The following is a 14,497-nucleotide window of genomic DNA, read 5'->3' as shown; positions in this document are numbered from 1 at the left end:
GCTGAGGCGATCTCGCTACAGTCAGTGTGAGAACTTGATCATGCGTTCGTCAATCTTGATCGGATCAATATCATGGACGATCTGCCTCGCCTCACCGCTGCCCAGACGGCCGCCCGGCTCGGCATCAAACCGGAGTCGCTCTACGCGTACGTCTCGCGCGGCCTGCTCTCCCGCGAGCGCGACGCGGCCGGCTCGACGTTCGATCCCCTCGAAGTCGAGGCGTTCGCCCAGCGGCGTCGACGCAGCCCCGGCCCCGGCGCCGCCGCCGCGGCCGCACCCGGCACCCCGCTCATGGTGCTCGACACGGCGCTCGCACACGTCGACGACGACGAGCTCTACTACCGGGAGCGGTCCGCAGCGCGCCTCGCGCGCGAGCAGTCGTTCGAGGAGGTGCTGACGTGGCTGTGGGACATCCCGTCGCTGCGGTCTCCCGAGCCCGACGACCTCGCGGTCGCACGGCGCACCGTCGGCGCGCTCGGCGCCGCAGCCACGCCACTGGATCGCCTCCAGGTCGCCGTCACCGCGTTCGCGGCGACCGACCCGCTGCGGGACGACCCTGCGCCCGAGCAGCTCCCGCGCGTCGGAGCGCGCCTGGTGACCGGGCTTCCTGCGGCCCTCGCCGCCCCCGGAATGCCGCCGGACTCCGTCGCCGCGACTCTGTGGCGGGCGCTCGGGGGTGACGCCCGGCCCGACGGCGTGCGCCTGCTCGACGCGGCGCTCGTCCTCGTCATCGACCACGACCTCGCGGTGTCCACGCTCGCCGCCCGTGTGGCCGCTTCGGCCCGCGCCACCGGGTACGCCGTGGTGACCGCCGCGCTGGGTGCGTTCGACGCACCGCTTCACGGAACCGCGAGCCGCGCGGCGGCGCGCATGCTGCAGCACGTCCTGGAGGGCACGGCGCCGTCGGCGGCGATCGCGCAGGCGATCCGCGACGGCGGACGCGGCATCCCCGGCTTCGGCCAGCCGCTGTACGCCGACGGCGACGTGCGCGCACGGGTCCTCCTGGATCTGCTGCGCGAGACGCCGGGCAGCGCCGACGTGCTCAACGCCGTCGACGCGGTGGCCGCGGAGGTGGCCCGGCGTGCGGACACACGCCCCAACCTCGACCTGGCTCTCGCGGCGCTCACACGGTGGGCAGGGATGCCCGACGACGCGGGCGCGGTCGTCTTCGCGATCGGGCGCATCGGAGGCTGGATCGCACACGCGATCGACGAGTACGCCGAGCGTCCGATGCGGCTGCGCCCGAACGGCCGCTACGTGGGTCCTGCCGCCGAGTGAGCGCGCAGCCAGCCGGCGACCAGCGGGGCGAGGTCGGCGCCGATCTCGGCCGCCGCGCGCTTGCGACCCTTGACCTCGAACGAATGGCCGCCGCCGTCGATCCATGAGATCTCCGCCGTCCGACAGGACGCGACGGCCGCTTCGAGCTGCTCGTGGGGGTCGACGAACGGGTCGTTCGTCCCCTCGACGAACAGCTGCGGCTGCGGCACGTCCGGCAGGTGCGCCGTCCGCGGCTTGTCGGGGCGGCCGGGCGGGTGCAGCGGATAACCGAGGTACACCAGCGCGGCCGGGTCCATCGCGCCCTCAGCGGCGGCCATCGACGCCATGCGCCCGCCGTACGACTTGCCCATCGCGAAGACGGGCGCCGTTCCCGCGCGCGCCACGAGGTCGGCGTGGACCGCCGCCCAGGTCGCGACGGCGTGCGCCGCAGGCCCCGGCATCCGTCGTCCGGCGTCGGCGTAAGGGAAGTTGAAGCGCAGTGTCGCGACCCCCTCGCGTGCCAGCGCCTGCGCGAACCCGAGGAGGAACGGATGCCGGTACCCGGCGCCCGCTCCGTGCGCGACGGCGGCGAAGGCCCACGGGGCTTCGGGGGCCACGAAGTCGGCCGACACCTCGACCGCACCGCTCGGGAGCGAGACGGCGATCCGCGCGGGATCCCCGTCAGGGCTCACGCGCGATCGCCTCGTTCGGATCCGAACTCCTCCGGCGCGACCGCGGCGGGCGTGTCGACCGAGGCGGGAGCGTCGTCGTCGTCCGGCACCGCGTCGGTCCCGCCGGCAGCGGCGGGCTGGTCCTGCTCGGTCTCCGGCGTCGCGTCGGGCACGGCGTCCGCCGGCGGCACCACGCGCTCCCCGTACTTCGGCGGTTCGGCGGCGGGATCGGGCGTCGGCGCGGGAACGGCGGCAGCAGGCGCCGGCGCCGGCGTCGCCGGGCTCACCGACGACTGCGGTCCGAGGACCTGGCGGGCGCGTCCGACGCTGGAGTCTGTCACGGTGACCTCGTAGTGGTCGGCGACCACTTGCATCACCGAGGCGTAGTCACGACGCCGACGCACGAACGAGTACGCCACGATGCTCAGCAGCATCCCGATCGCGATGCCCACGAAAAGGACGCCGACGAAGGCCTGGATCGGCACCGACGGAGAGCCGATCACGAGGATCGCCGAGAACAGCAGTCCCAGCAGCAGTCCGTTCACGGCGCCCGACCGCGCCGCGGAGGCGTAGCCGAGTCGTCCCGTGATGCGCTCGATCGAGCGCAGCCCCTGGCCGACGATCGCGATGTCGCGCGCGGGGATGTCGGCCGCGATCAGCGACGACACCGCCTTCTGGGCCGCCTCGTACGTGGGGAAGCTCGCGACCGTCTGACCGACGGCATCCGAGCCCTGCGGGGCACGCCCTCCCATCATGGTCATCTCCCCATCCTCCCACGGCGCGCGGACTACGCTGGGACGTGTGAGCACGCAGAGGGTTTTCGTCGCGCGCCTTTCCGGGTGCTCGGTCTTCGACCCCGCCGGCGACCGTCTCGGCAAGGTCCGCGACGTCGTCGTCATCTACCGCAAAGACGATCCCCCTCGCGTGATCGGCCTCGTCGTCGAGATCCCCGGCCGTCGCCACGTGTTCGTGTCGATCGGACGCGTCACCTCGATCGCCACCGGCCAGGTGATCACCACCGGCCTCATCAACGTGCGCCGCTTCCAGCAGCGCGGCGGCGAGGTGCGAGTGATGGCCGAGATGCTCGGCCGCAAGGTGTTCTTCGCCGACGGCTCGGGCACGGCCGTCATCGAGGACGTCGCGATCGAGCGCAACCGCCTGGGCGAATGGGATGTCGGACAGCTCTTCCTGCGCAAGCCCAAGACGAGCGCATCGCCCTTCGCGAAGGGTCCGACGACGTTCGCCAACTGGGATGCCGTGCGCGAGAGCCAGGCACCCGGCGAGGCGCAGTCGGCCGAGCAGCTGGTCGCCACCTACTCCGAGCTGCGCCCGGCCGATCTCGCGAACACGCTCCTGGACCTCCCCGAGGACCGTCTGCTCGAGGTCGTCGAGGAGCTCCCCGACGACCGGCTCGCCGACGCCCTCGAGGAGATGCCCGAGGACGAGCAGGTGCACATCCTCGAGGCCCTCGACGACGAGCGCGCCGCCGACATCCTCGACGCGATGGAGCCGGACGACGCCGCCGACGTGCTCGGGCAGCTGCCGGAGGACCAGCGCGAGGAGCTCCTCGAGCTGATGGAGCCCGAAGAGGCCGAGGACGTCCGCGCCCTCCTGAAGTACGGCCCCGACACGGCGGGCGGCCTCATGACGAGCGAGCCCATCGTGCTGTCCGCGGACGCCACGATCGCCGAGGCGCTCGCCCTCATCCGCCGTCATGAGCTGCACCCCGCCCTCGCCGCGGCGGTCTTCGTGACGCTGCCCCCGTACGAGACCCCGACCGGGCGCCTGCTGGGGACGGTGCACTTCCAGCGGATGCTGCGCTACCCGCCGCACGAGCGGCTCGGCGCGATCATCGACGACACGCTCGACCCGGTGCCGGCGACGGCGTCGGCCGCCGAGGTGGCGCGTCTGCTCGCGTCGTACAACCTCGTCTCGCTTCCGGTCGTCGACCCGGCTCACCGCCTCGTCGGCGCCGTGAGCGTCGATGACGTGCTCGACTACCTCCTCCCCGAAGACTGGAGATCCCACGATGCCGAGGAGGGTGAACGCCCGGCATCCGAACCCGTCCCGACCACGACCGCGAGCATTCCGAGGAGGCGCTGATGGCCCGCTCCACCCGCCAGCCGTCGCTCGATGCGCCTCGCGGCCGCGGAGGCATGCTGCAGCGCACGCCGCAGCAGTCCAGTGACCGGTTCGGGCGCTTCTCCGAGGCCTTCGCCCGCGCGATGGGCACCTCCGGGTTCCTGATCGGCATGACGATCTTCGTCGCCGTATGGCTGACGTGGAACATCTTCATGCCGCCGCAGCTGCAGTTCGACCCCGCGGCGACGAACTTCACGCTGTTGACGCTCATCCTCTCGCTGCAGGCCTCGTACGCCGCGCCCCTCATCCTGTTGGCGCAGAACCGGCAGGACGACCGCGACCGCGTGCAGATCGAGCAGGACCGGCAGCGCGCCGAGCGCAATCTGGCCGACACCGAGTACCTCGCGCGCGAAGTGGTCGCGCTGCGGATGGCGGTCAACGACTTCGCCGAGCAGGTCGTGACGCGCGATGTGCTGCGTGCCGAGCTGCGCATGCTCCTCGACAAGCTCGACACCACCGAGCTCGAGGACGGCGCCGCGCGATGACGTCCACCAGCGCGGACGCCGTCCGCACCGCCGTCGCCGCCGTCTCCGACCCGGAACTGCGCCGCCCGATCGGCGAGCTCGACATGGTGCGCGACATCACAGTGGACGACGGTGTGGCGAACGTGCGGATCGCGCTGACGATCGTCGGCTGCCCGGCCGCGGATCGCATCGCCGCCGACGTGCGTGCGGCCGCGGCATCCGTTCCGGGGATCGCCGAGGTCGCGCTCGAGGTGGGCGTCATGACGCCGGCCGAGCGGCACGCGCTCACCGAGCGGCTGCGGGGCGGGCGCAGCCGCGAGATGCCGTTCGGCCCGGGCACGCTCACGCGCGTCATCGCCGTCACCAGCGGCAAGGGCGGCGTCGGCAAGTCGACGGTGACCGCCAACCTCGCGGTCGCCCTCGCGGCGCGCGGGCTCGCCGTCGGCCTCATCGACGCCGACGTGCACGGGTTCTCGATCCCCGGCCAGCTCGGCCTGGTCGGGCCCGACGGCGCCGCACCTCAGCCGACCCGCGTCGACGACCTCATGCTTCCGCCCGTGGCCCACGGGGTGAAGGTCATCTCGATCGGCATGTTCCTGCGCCGCGGCGACGGCGATGCACCCGTCGGCGCCGTCGCGTGGCGGGGCCCGATGCTGCACCGCACGGTGCAGCAGTTCCTCACCGACGTGTACTTCGGCGACCTCGACGTGCTGCTGCTCGACATGCCGCCCGGCACGGGCGACGTCGCGATCACGGTCGGGCAGCTGCTCCCCAACGCCGAGGTGCTCGTCGTCACGACGCCGCAGGCGGCCGCATCCGATGTCGCCGTCCGGAGCGGACACGTCGCGCGGCAGACCGGGCAGCGCGTCATCGGCGTGATCGAGAACATGGCCGCGATGACCCTTCCCGACGGCACGACGCTCGACCTGTTCGGGTCGGGGGGCGGCGCCGCCGTCGCCGCGGCCCTGTCTGACGACGACACCGAGGTGCCGCTGCTGGCCTCGGTGCCGCTCAGCCCGACGCTGCGGACGGATGCGGATGCCGGCATCCCCGCCGTCCTGGCTCATCCCGACGATCCTGCGGCTCGCGCGATCGCGGACGTCGCGACGACGCTCGCGGGTACGCCACGCGGCCTGTCGGGCCGGTCGCTCCCGTTCCGCCCGCGCTGAGACTCAGGTCGCCTCGGTGTCGTAGGGCGGCGGGCCGTCGGTCGGGCCGCGAAACGGCGAGCTCACCGGGGCCGTGGACGGCGTCGGTGCCGTCGCCGTCGCCGGTCGTGCCGCCGCGATGCTCGCGACGGGGGCGTCGTCGAGCAGAGCCTCGCGGATGATGCGGCGCGGGTCGTACTGCCGCGGGTCGAGCGTGCGCCAATCGACGTCGTCGAAGTCTTCGCCCATCTCGTCGCGCACGCGCGTCTTCGCCGTCGTCACCCACTCCCGTGCCCGCTTGGTCAATCCGGCCAGCGACTCCGCATAGCGCGGCAGGCGCTCGGGTCCGAGGATGAGTGCGGCGACGAGTCCGATCAGCAGAAGCTTCTCGATCGTGAGGCCGAAGATCATGCATTCAGGTTACCGCCGCGCCTGTGCGGCCGGTGCCGCGGGGCCGCGTAGGCTGGCGGACGGAGGGTTTCGGATGGGAGAGCAGAACGCGAACCAGCGGTTCGTCGACGAGGCCACGAATGAGCCGGAGCACATCGCCCGTGCCCGTGCGCACGCACTCGAGCTCGGCGCCGCGCCGGTCAGCCCGGCCGTCGGCGCGCAGTGCGCCGTCATCGCCGCAGCATCGCAGGCGCTGAACATCGTCGAGATCGGCACCGGCGCGGGTGTCTCGGGGCTGTGGCTGCTCCACGGCTCGCCGCGCGCGACCCTCACCACGATCGACAAGGAGCCCGAGCACCTCGGCGCCGCTCGGCAGGCGTTCGCCGACGCGCGGATCCCGCCCGCCCGGGCCCGTTTCATCACCGGGCGTGCATCGGAGGTGCTGCCGCGCATGAACGAGGCGTCATACGACATCGTGCTCGTCGACGCCGATCCAGAGGGCGTCATCGAATACGTCGAGCACGGGCTGCGCCTGGTGCGTGCGGGCGGCACCGTCCTGGTCCCCCGCGTGCTGGCCGGCGGCGCCGTCGCCGATCCGGTGCGACGCGACCCGGTGACGACCGCGTTCCGTTCTCTCATCCAGGAGACGCAGGCTTCGCCGGCCGTGATCGGCGCGCTGTCGATCACGGGCGAGGGGCTCCTGCAGCTGACCACTGTCGCGGCATCCTGAAGCAGGTACGCGAACGCGAACGGCCGGTCCTTCCGGACCGGCCGTTCGCGCAATGCTGCGTCTACGCGGCGTTGACGACGCCACCCAGAACGTCGTAGAGCTCCTTGGCCTCAGCGTCGTTCACAGAGACGACGAGGCGCCCGCCGCCCTCGAGCGGCACGCGAACGATGATCAGTCGACCCTCCTTCACGGCCTCCATCGGCCCGTCTCCGGTTCTCGGCTTCATGGCTGCCATTGCGGCTCCTTTTCATCGATGGTCTGCATTTACAGTTTATCGTGAGGCCGCCGACGCCGGGCGCAGCCTGGGGAAAGCGGATCACGGCGTCCGGTCACGGCACCTGCCAGGCGGTGTTCCCCAACGCGTACATGTTGTAGATCCACCACCACTGGCCGATGAGGCATGCCACGAGCACACCGATCCGCCATCCCCGGGAGCGGGGCACGGCGACGGCTCCCCACAGCGGCGAGAGCGGGACGAGGAGCCGGAAGATGCTCGACTGCGGGAAGAACACCAGCAGCAGGTAGACGAGGTAGCTCGCGCTCCACAGCCGGATCTCCATCCCGAGCCGGCGCACCGCGGGCAGGAACACCAGCCCGGCACCGATGAGCAGCACCCCGGCGCCCACGGCCACGTAGCCGACCACCGGCGGCAGATGCCACATCGTCCCGAACCAGAAGTCGATCCCCGACACGAATGCCTCGAAGGGGAAGAAGCTGGCGTCCCCGGCGATCCAGTTCCGCCGCCAGGCGAGCTCGGTCGCCAGGTACGCGTCGGGTACGCCCGTGACCGCCCCTGCGATCACCTGCCACGCGAAGCCTGCGACGGCGGCGAGCAGCCCCAGCGCGATGATGTGGGCGATCTCCGGCGCACGCAGCGGCTCGCGCGACCTCGTGACCCAGCGCCAGATGCCGAAGAGCGCGAGGAACAACGCGAACGCGAGCACGCCCGGACGCGTGAAGGCCATCAGCGGGATGAGCGCGTAGAGCCACACGTATCGACGGCGCACGACGCACCACAGCGCGCAGAACAGCCAGAAGAGGTTCAGCGACTCGGCGTAGCCGATGTGGAAGAGCGCGGCGAGCGGACCACTGGCGAAGAACACCACCGCCCACGTCGCCGCGGACTCGTCGAGCCGCGTGCGCAGCAGCTGGAAGAGGACGAAGGATGCCCCGTACCCGGCGACCAGCGAGACGATGAGCGCGCCGCTCCCCCAGTGGCCGAAAGGCAGCGAGATCCACTGGACGAGGTACGGGTAGATCGGCAGGAAGGCCCAGGCGTTCTCGACCACCTGACCGGTGTCGGAGAGCGGAAGCTCCGGCGGGTACCCGGAGTAGCCGATCAGCCAGTACCAGGCGCCGTCCCACGCCACGACGACGTCCATCAGGCCGGCATCCGGTCCCATCCGCGAGCCGAATCCGCTCAACTCCGACGCGAGCAGGAGGAACAGCGTCGTGACCAGACGTGCGGCGACGTAGATGACCGCGATCCGCAGAGCGGTGCGTCCCACCGACGCCCGTGCTCGGGGCGGCGCCGTCAGCTGGTCGCCAGCCACGCGCGCAGGCCCTGCTCGACCGCCTCGATCTGCGCGATCGCCACGCGCTCCTCGTCATGATGGGCCAGGTGCGGGTCACCAGGACCGTAGTTGACGGCGGGCACGCCGAGCGCGCTGAAGCGGGCGACATCCGTCCAGCCGTACTTGGGCCGGGGCTCCGCGCCCACAGCCGACAGGAACTCCTGTGCCAGCGGCGCGTCCAGCCCAGGGCGTGCGCCGGCTGCGGCGTCGACGACGTCCACCTCGAACCCCGAGAACACCTCGCGCACGTGCGCCTCCGCCTCGGCGAGGTCACGGCTCGGCGCGAAGCGATAGTTGACCTCGACCTCGCACAGGTCGGGGATCACGTTGCCGGCGACGCCGCCCCGGATCCGGACGGCGTTGAGGCCCTCTCGGTAGACGAGGCCCTCCACCGGGACGCTCTGCGGTTCGTAGGCCGCGAGACGCTCGAGGATCGGCGCCGCCTTGTGGATCGCGTTCTCACCGATCCAGGCCCTGGCGCTGTGTGCGCGCACGCCGTGCGTGCGCACCAGCGCGCGCAGGTTGCCGTTGCAGCCGCCCTCGACCTCGCCGCCCGACGGCTCGCCGAGGATCGCGAAGTCGCCGGCGAACAGGTCCGGCCGCGTCCGAGAGAGGCGCGTCAGGCCGTTGAGGTCGGCGTCGACTTCCTCATGGTCGTACCACATCCACGTGATGTCGGCGCGGGGGGCGACGAGCTCGGCGGCCAGCTTCAGCTGGACCGCGACACCGGCCTTCATGTCGACCGTGCCGCGGCCCCAGATGAAGGGCTCGCCGTCGATCGAGACGTCCCTGGTCGGGACGTTGCCGTTGATGGGCACAGTATCGATATGACCGGCGATCACGACGCGCTGGGAGCGGCCGAGATTCGTCCGCGCCACGATCGTGTCGCCGTCGCGGTACAGATCGAGGTTGTTAACGCGGAATGGCCACCCTGCGTTGGGTGGCCATTCCGTGTAATGGGTGTCCGGCGGTGTCCTACTCTCCCACAGGGTCCCCCCTGCAGTACCATCGGCGCTGAGAGGCTTAGCTTCCGGGTTCGGAATGTGACCGGGCGTTTCCCTCTCGCTATGGCCGCCGAAACTCTTTTGATGTTTCAGTCTGCACAACTCAAGTCGATATGTTGTTGTGTTCCCGACCGTACATCGGGAACCACTCAGTGGACGCAAGCACCATGGAACGGTGTGTTATCAAGTCATCGGCTTATTAGTACCAGTCAGCTGCACACATTGCTGTGCTTCCACATCTGGCCTATCAACCCAGTAGTCTTTAATGGGCGAACAGCCCAACCCTTGGGACCTACTCCAGCCCCAGGATGCGACGAGCCGACATCGAGGTGCCAAACCATGCCGTCGATATGGACTCTTGGGCAAGATCAGCCTGTTATCCCCGAGGTACCTTTTATCCGTTGAGCGACAGCGCTTCCACAAGCCACTGCCGGATCACTAGTCCCGACTTTCGTCCCTGCTCGACCTGTCAGTCTCACAGTCAAGCTCCCTTGTGCACTTACACTCGCCACCTGATTGCCAACCAGGTTGAGGGAACCTTTGGGCGCCTCCGTTACTTTTTGGGAGGCAACCGCCCCAGTTAAACTACCCACCAGGCACTGTCCCTGAACCGGATTACGGTTCGAAGTTAGATATCCAGAGTGACCAGAGTGGTATTTCAACAACGACTCCACGAATACTGGCGTATCCGCTTCACAGTCTCCCACCTATCCTACACAAGCCACACCGAACACCAATACCAAGCTGTAGTAAAGGTCACGGGGTCTTTCCGTCCTGCTGCGCGTAACGAGCATCTTTACTCGTAATGCAATTTCGCCGAGTTCGCGGTTGAGACAGTTGGGAAGTCGTTACGCCATTCGTGCAGGTCGGAACTTACCCGACAAGGAATTTCGCTACCTTAGGATGGTTATAGTTACCACCGCCGTTTACTGGGGCTTAAATTCTCAGCTTCGCCTTGCGGCTAACCGGTCCTCTTAACCTTCCAGCACCGGGCAGGCGTCAGTCCGTATACATCGTCTTGCGACTTGGCACGGACCTGTGTTTTTAGTAAACAGTCGCTACCCACTAGTCTCTGCGGCCACCACACCCTTTTCGGAGCAAGTCCGTATAAGTGGATGGCCCCCCTTCTCCCGAAGTTACGGGGGCATTTTGCCGAGTTCCTTAACCACGATTCTCTCGATCTCCTTGGTATTCTCTACCTGACCACCTGAGTCGGTTTGGGGTACGGGCGGCTAGAACCTCGCGTCGATGCTTTTCTTGGCAGCATAGGATCACCCACTTTTCATCCGCATCGTGTCTCAGCCTGTATGAGTCGCGGATTTGCCTACGACTCGGCCTACGCACTTGCCCCGGGACAACCATCGCCCGGGTTGGGCTACCTTCCTGCGTCACACCTGTTAATACGCTAACCGCACCAGCATGGGGTCGTACGCTAGGCCCCACGCCATCGCCCGAAGGCTCCGGTCATGGGGATTCAGATACTTAGCACTACTGGGTTAGTTTGGGCGGTTCTTCGCCGGTACGGGAATATCAACCCGTTGTCCATCGACTACGCCTGTCGGCCTCGCCTTAGGTCCCGACTTACCCAGGGAAGATTAGCTTGACCCTGGAACCCTTGGTCTTTCGGAGGACGTGTTTCTCACACGTCTTTCGCTACTCATGCCTGCATTCTCACTCGTGTAGCGTCCACGGCTGGGTCACCCCGCCGCTTCACTCGCCACACGACGCTCTCCTACCCATCAACACGGCTGGACCACGAAGGCCTACCAATAATGTCAATGCCACAACTTCGGTGGCGTGCTTGAGCCCCGTTACATTGTCGGCGCGGAATCACTTGACCAGTGAGCTATTACGCACTCTTTCAAGGGTGGCTGCTTCTAAGCCAACCTCCTGGTTGTCTAAGCAACTCCACATCCTTTCCCACTTAGCACGCGCTTAGGGACCTTAGATGGTGGTCTGGGTTGTTTCCCTCTCGACTATGAAGCTTATCCCCCACAGTCTCACTGCTGCGCTCTCACTTACCGGCATTCGGAGTTTGGCTGACGTCAGTAACCTTGTAGGGCCCATCGGCCATCCAGTAGCTCTACCTCCGGCAAGAAACACGCAACGCTGCACCTAAATGCATTTCGGAGAGAACCAGCTATCACGAAGTTTGATTGGCCTTTCACCCCTATCCACAGCTCATCCCCTCAGTTTTCAACCTAAGTGGGTTCGGCCCTCCACGACGTCTTACCGTCGCTTCAGCCTGGCCATGGATAGATCACTTCGCTTCGGGTCTAGGACATGCGACTGAATCGCCCTATTCAGACTCGCTTTCGCTACGGCTACCCCACCCGGGTTAACCTCGCCACATATCGCTAACTCGCAGGCTCATTCTTCAAAAGGCACGCTGTCACACCTACCAGGGGTGCTCCAACGGTTTGTAAGCAAACGGTTTCAGGTACTATTTCACTCCCCTCCCGGGGTACTTTTCACCTTTCCCTCACGGTACTTGTCCGCTATCGGTCATCTGGGAGTATTTAGGCTTATCAGGTGGTCCTGACAGATTCACACGGGATTTCTCGGGCCCCGTGCTACTTGGGATACTCTCCACGTCAGAACACGCATTTCGACTACGGGGCTGGCACCCACTCTGGCCCGCCTTTCAAGACGGTTCGTCTATACGCTTCTGTCACGTCGACCACTCGGCAGAATGGTCCGGAAAGTCCCGCAACCCCCCACATGCAACTCCTGCCGGATATCACACACATGAGGTTTAGCCTGATCCGATTTCGCTCGCCACTACTCACGGAATCACGGTTGTTTTCTCTTCCTGTGGGTACTGAGATGTTTCACTTCCCCACGTTCCCTCTACCCGCCCTATATATTCAGGCGGGAGTCACTAGGTCGGCACGCCGCCCAGCGGGGTTTCCCCATTCGGACACCCTCGGATCAAAACTTGCTTATCAGTTCCCCGAGGCTTATCGCAGATTGCTACGTCCTTCTTCGGCTCCAGATGCCAAGGCATCCACCGTTTGCTCTTAAAGACTTGAAATCACATGAGTTCATCAAGAATCGACACCAGACCCCAAAGGGCCCGGCGCAGAAAAATTGACTAATGATCTTTAAGATCATCTACACAAAACAACCCCGAAGGGTCATCTTGAAGATGCTCGCGTCCACTGTGTAGTTCTCAAAGTACGGGCGGCACCCCCCGACCACGTCGACCACAGCCGACAATCAGGAGGCCCAGAGAGTTGCACACCACTCCGAAGAGCAGCGTCCGGTCCCTCAGGACCCAACAGCGTGCAGGCACCCCGCTCCCCGACCCCCACCTTCCAACCCCACCCCGAAGGATGTGGCGTACTAGCAGGAATCAGCCGCGCTGATGCCATGTCAAATGTTCCACCCACGAGCCCCCGCAGAGACGTTCGCTCTGCTGAGGTTCCTACGACCCCGAAGGGTCGAGGTGCTCCTTAGAAAGGAGGTGATCCAGCCGCACCTTCCGGTACGGCTACCTTGTTACGACTTAGTCCTAATTACCGATCCCACCTTCGACAGCTCCCTCCACAAGGGTTAGGCCACCGGCTTCAGGTGTTACCGACTTTCATGACTTGACGGGCGGTGTGTACAAGACCCGGGAACGTATTCACCGCAGCGTTGCTGATCTGCGATTACTAGCGACTCCGACTTCATGAGGTCGAGTTGCAGACCTCAATCCGAACTGGGACCGGCTTTTTGGGATTCGCTCCACCTCACGGTATTGCAGCCCTTTGTACCGGCCATTGTAGCATGCGTGAAGCCCAAGACATAAGGGGCATGATGATTTGACGTCATCCCCACCTTCCTCCGAGTTGACCCCGGCAGTATCCCATGAGTTCCCACCATTACGTGCTGGCAACATAGAACGAGGGTTGCGCTCGTTGCGGGACTTAACCCAACATCTCACGACACGAGCTGACGACAACCATGCACCACCTGTTCACGAGTGTCCAAAGAGTCCCCTATTTCTAGGGTGTTCTCGTGTATGTCAAGCCTTGGTAAGGTTCTTCGCGTTGCATCGAATTAATCCGCATGCTCCGCCGCTTGTGCGGGTCCCCGTCAATTCCTTTGAGTTTTAGCCTTGCGGCCGTACTCCCCAGGCGGGGAACTTAATGCGTTAGCTGCGTCACGGAATCCGTGGAAAGGACCCCACAACTAGTTCCCAACGTTTACGGGGTGGACTACCAGGGTATCTAAGCCTGTTTGCTCCCCACCCTTTCGCTCCTCAGCGTCAGTTACGGCCCAGAGATCTGCCTTCGCCATCGGTGTTCCTCCTGATATCTGCGCATTCCACCGCTACACCAGGAATTCCAATCTCCCCTACCGCACTCTAGTCTGCCCGTACCCACTGCAGGCCCGAGGTTGAGCCTCGGGATTTCACAGCAGACGCGACAAACCGCCTACGAGCTCTTTACGCCCAATAATTCCGGATAACGCTTGCGCCCTACGTATTACCGCGGCTGCTGGCACGTAGTTAGCCGGCGCTTTTTCTGCAAGTACCGTCACTTTCGCTTCTTCCTTGCTAAAAGAGGTTTACAACCCGAAGGCCGTCATCCCTCACGCGGCGTTGCTGCATCAGGCTTCCGCCCATTGTGCAATATTCCCCACTGCTGCCTCCCGTAGGAGTCTGGGCCGTGTCTCAGTCCCAGTGTGGCCGGTCACCCTCTCAGGCCGGCTACCCGTCGACGCCTTGGTGAGCCATTACCTCACCAACAAGCTGATAGGCCGCGAGCCCATCCCAGACCGAAAAATCTTTCCAACCCCCACCATGCGGTGAAAGCTCATATCCAGTATTAGACGCCGTTTCCAGCGCTTATCCCAGAGTCCAGGGCAGGTTGCTCACGTGTTACTCACCCGTTCGCCACTAAGTTCAACCATGACCAAAAACGAATATCAAACTGACATCCATGAATTGATCCAAAAAAGACCCCCACCAACCAGCAAAACTGGTCGACAGAGAAATAAATTTGGCATTTGACAAGTGCACGCTGTTGAGTTCTCAAAGATCGGACGCACCAACCCGCAACGAATCTCACGACCCGCTACCCCGGCTGGGCAACTTCACTATCTTACCTCGCCGTCAAGTTCCCGTCAAA

Annotated in this window: 10 protein-coding genes, 3 rRNA genes and 1 pseudogene; 5 read left to right on the top strand and 9 right to left on the bottom strand. The window is 65.8% G+C overall.

Going from position 1 to position 14,497, the window contains the following annotated elements:
• The first annotated feature begins 72 nt into the window (after window positions 1-72).
• Window positions 73-1,278 (top strand): citrate/2-methylcitrate synthase, encoded by a 1,206-nt coding sequence (locus AC1DDU_RS14325; protein WP_477435211.1) that lies wholly within the window; start codon window positions 73-75, stop codon window positions 1,276-1,278.
• Here AC1DDU_RS14325 and AC1DDU_RS14320 read toward each other — a convergent pair.
• Together AC1DDU_RS14320 and AC1DDU_RS14315 are read right to left on the bottom strand one after the other, a co-directional pair.
• The gene (locus AC1DDU_RS14320; RefSeq protein WP_477435209.1) at window positions 1,254-1,949 is read right to left on the bottom strand and encodes an alpha/beta hydrolase family protein; all 696 of its coding nucleotides are present in this window, start codon (window positions 1,947-1,949) and stop codon (window positions 1,254-1,256) included. The two genes, AC1DDU_RS14325 and AC1DDU_RS14320, sit on opposite strands and share 25 nt — an antisense overlap.
• Complete coding sequence (locus AC1DDU_RS14315; RefSeq protein WP_477435207.1) at window positions 1,946-2,689, bottom strand: YflT domain-containing protein; 744 nt, start codon at window positions 2,687-2,689, stop codon at window positions 1,946-1,948. The genes AC1DDU_RS14320 and AC1DDU_RS14315 overlap by 4 nt, the downstream gene beginning before the upstream one ends.
• A gap of 40 nt (window positions 2,690-2,729) precedes the next feature.
• On the opposite strand from AC1DDU_RS14315, the gene AC1DDU_RS14310 reads away from it, so the two are divergent.
• From AC1DDU_RS14310 to AC1DDU_RS14300, 3 genes are read left to right on the top strand one after another with little or no spacing between them, the layout of a single operon-like run.
• Window positions 2,730-4,031: a magnesium transporter MgtE N-terminal domain-containing protein gene (locus tag AC1DDU_RS14310; protein WP_477435205.1), complete on the top strand. Its 1,302-nt coding sequence runs from the start codon at window positions 2,730-2,732 to the stop codon at window positions 4,029-4,031.
• The gene (locus AC1DDU_RS14305) at window positions 4,031-4,555 is read left to right on the top strand and encodes a DUF1003 domain-containing protein (RefSeq protein ID WP_477435203.1); all 525 of its coding nucleotides are present in this window, start codon (window positions 4,031-4,033) and stop codon (window positions 4,553-4,555) included. Before AC1DDU_RS14310 ends, AC1DDU_RS14305 begins: the two co-directional genes overlap by 1 nt.
• Entirely contained in the window at window positions 4,552-5,703 is a 1,152-nt protein-coding gene (locus AC1DDU_RS14300; RefSeq protein WP_477435201.1) for an Mrp/NBP35 family ATP-binding protein, read from the top strand. Before AC1DDU_RS14305 ends, AC1DDU_RS14300 begins: the two co-directional genes overlap by 4 nt.
• Window positions 5,704-5,706: 3 nt before the next feature.
• Here AC1DDU_RS14300 and AC1DDU_RS14295 read toward each other — a convergent pair whose 3' ends face one another.
• Window positions 5,707-6,093 (bottom strand): twin-arginine translocase TatA/TatE family subunit, encoded by a 387-nt coding sequence (locus AC1DDU_RS14295; protein WP_477435199.1) that lies wholly within the window; start codon window positions 6,091-6,093, stop codon window positions 5,707-5,709.
• 73 nt (window positions 6,094-6,166) lie between these two features.
• On the opposite strand from AC1DDU_RS14295, the gene AC1DDU_RS14290 reads away from it, so the two are divergent.
• The gene (locus AC1DDU_RS14290) at window positions 6,167-6,802 is read left to right on the top strand and encodes an O-methyltransferase (RefSeq protein ID WP_477435197.1); all 636 of its coding nucleotides are present in this window, start codon (window positions 6,167-6,169) and stop codon (window positions 6,800-6,802) included.
• Window positions 6,803-6,863: 61 nt separating this feature from the next.
• Here the strand turns inward: AC1DDU_RS14290 and AC1DDU_RS14285 are convergent, their stop codons facing one another.
• The 6 genes and pseudogenes from AC1DDU_RS14285 to AC1DDU_RS14260 form a co-directional block, all read right to left on the bottom strand.
• Complete coding sequence (locus tag AC1DDU_RS14285) at window positions 6,864-7,037, bottom strand: DUF3117 domain-containing protein (protein WP_019179788.1); 174 nt, start codon at window positions 7,035-7,037, stop codon at window positions 6,864-6,866.
• 94 nt (window positions 7,038-7,131) lie between these two features.
• Complete coding sequence (locus AC1DDU_RS14280) at window positions 7,132-8,310, bottom strand: hypothetical protein (protein WP_477435195.1); 1,179 nt, start codon at window positions 8,308-8,310, stop codon at window positions 7,132-7,134.
• A 26-nt stretch (window positions 8,311-8,336) separates the two neighbouring features.
• Window positions 8,337-9,287 (bottom strand): annotated as a pseudogene (gene dapE, locus AC1DDU_RS14275) (succinyl-diaminopimelate desuccinylase); the annotation flags it as partial.
• A 51-nt stretch (window positions 9,288-9,338) separates the two neighbouring features.
• Window positions 9,339-9,455: ribosomal RNA gene (gene rrf / locus AC1DDU_RS14270) — 5S ribosomal RNA — on the bottom strand.
• Window positions 9,456-9,479: 24 nt separating this feature from the next.
• Window positions 9,480-12,414, bottom strand: a 23S ribosomal RNA gene (locus AC1DDU_RS14265).
• A 425-nt stretch (window positions 12,415-12,839) separates the two neighbouring features.
• Window positions 12,840-14,359: ribosomal RNA gene (locus AC1DDU_RS14260) — 16S ribosomal RNA — on the bottom strand.
• The 16S, 23S and 5S rRNA genes sit together here, the layout of an rRNA operon.
• Window positions 14,360-14,497 lie beyond the last annotated feature (138 nt).

Source organism: Microbacterium sp. 05T445 (genome assembly GCF_056395865.1).
This window is presented reverse-complemented; position numbering and strand designations above follow the sequence as displayed.

Coding starts and splice junctions, on each gene's coding strand:
- AC1DDU_RS14290 (WP_477435197.1), top strand. CDS start 6,167: ATGGGAGAGCAGAACGCGAACCAGCGGTTCGTCGACGAGGCCACGAAT.
- AC1DDU_RS14315 (WP_477435207.1), bottom strand. CDS start 2,689: ATGACCATGATGGGAGGGCGTGCCCCGCAGGGCTCGGATGCCGTCGGT.
- AC1DDU_RS14305 (WP_477435203.1), top strand. CDS start 4,031: ATGGCCCGCTCCACCCGCCAGCCGTCGCTCGATGCGCCTCGCGGCCGC.
- AC1DDU_RS14285 (WP_019179788.1), bottom strand. CDS start 7,037: ATGGCAGCCATGAAGCCGAGAACCGGAGACGGGCCGATGGAGGCCGTG.
- AC1DDU_RS14295 (WP_477435199.1), bottom strand. CDS start 6,093: ATGATCTTCGGCCTCACGATCGAGAAGCTTCTGCTGATCGGACTCGTC.
- AC1DDU_RS14300 (WP_477435201.1), top strand. CDS start 4,552: ATGACGTCCACCAGCGCGGACGCCGTCCGCACCGCCGTCGCCGCCGTC.
- AC1DDU_RS14325 (WP_477435211.1), top strand. CDS start 73: ATGGACGATCTGCCTCGCCTCACCGCTGCCCAGACGGCCGCCCGGCTC.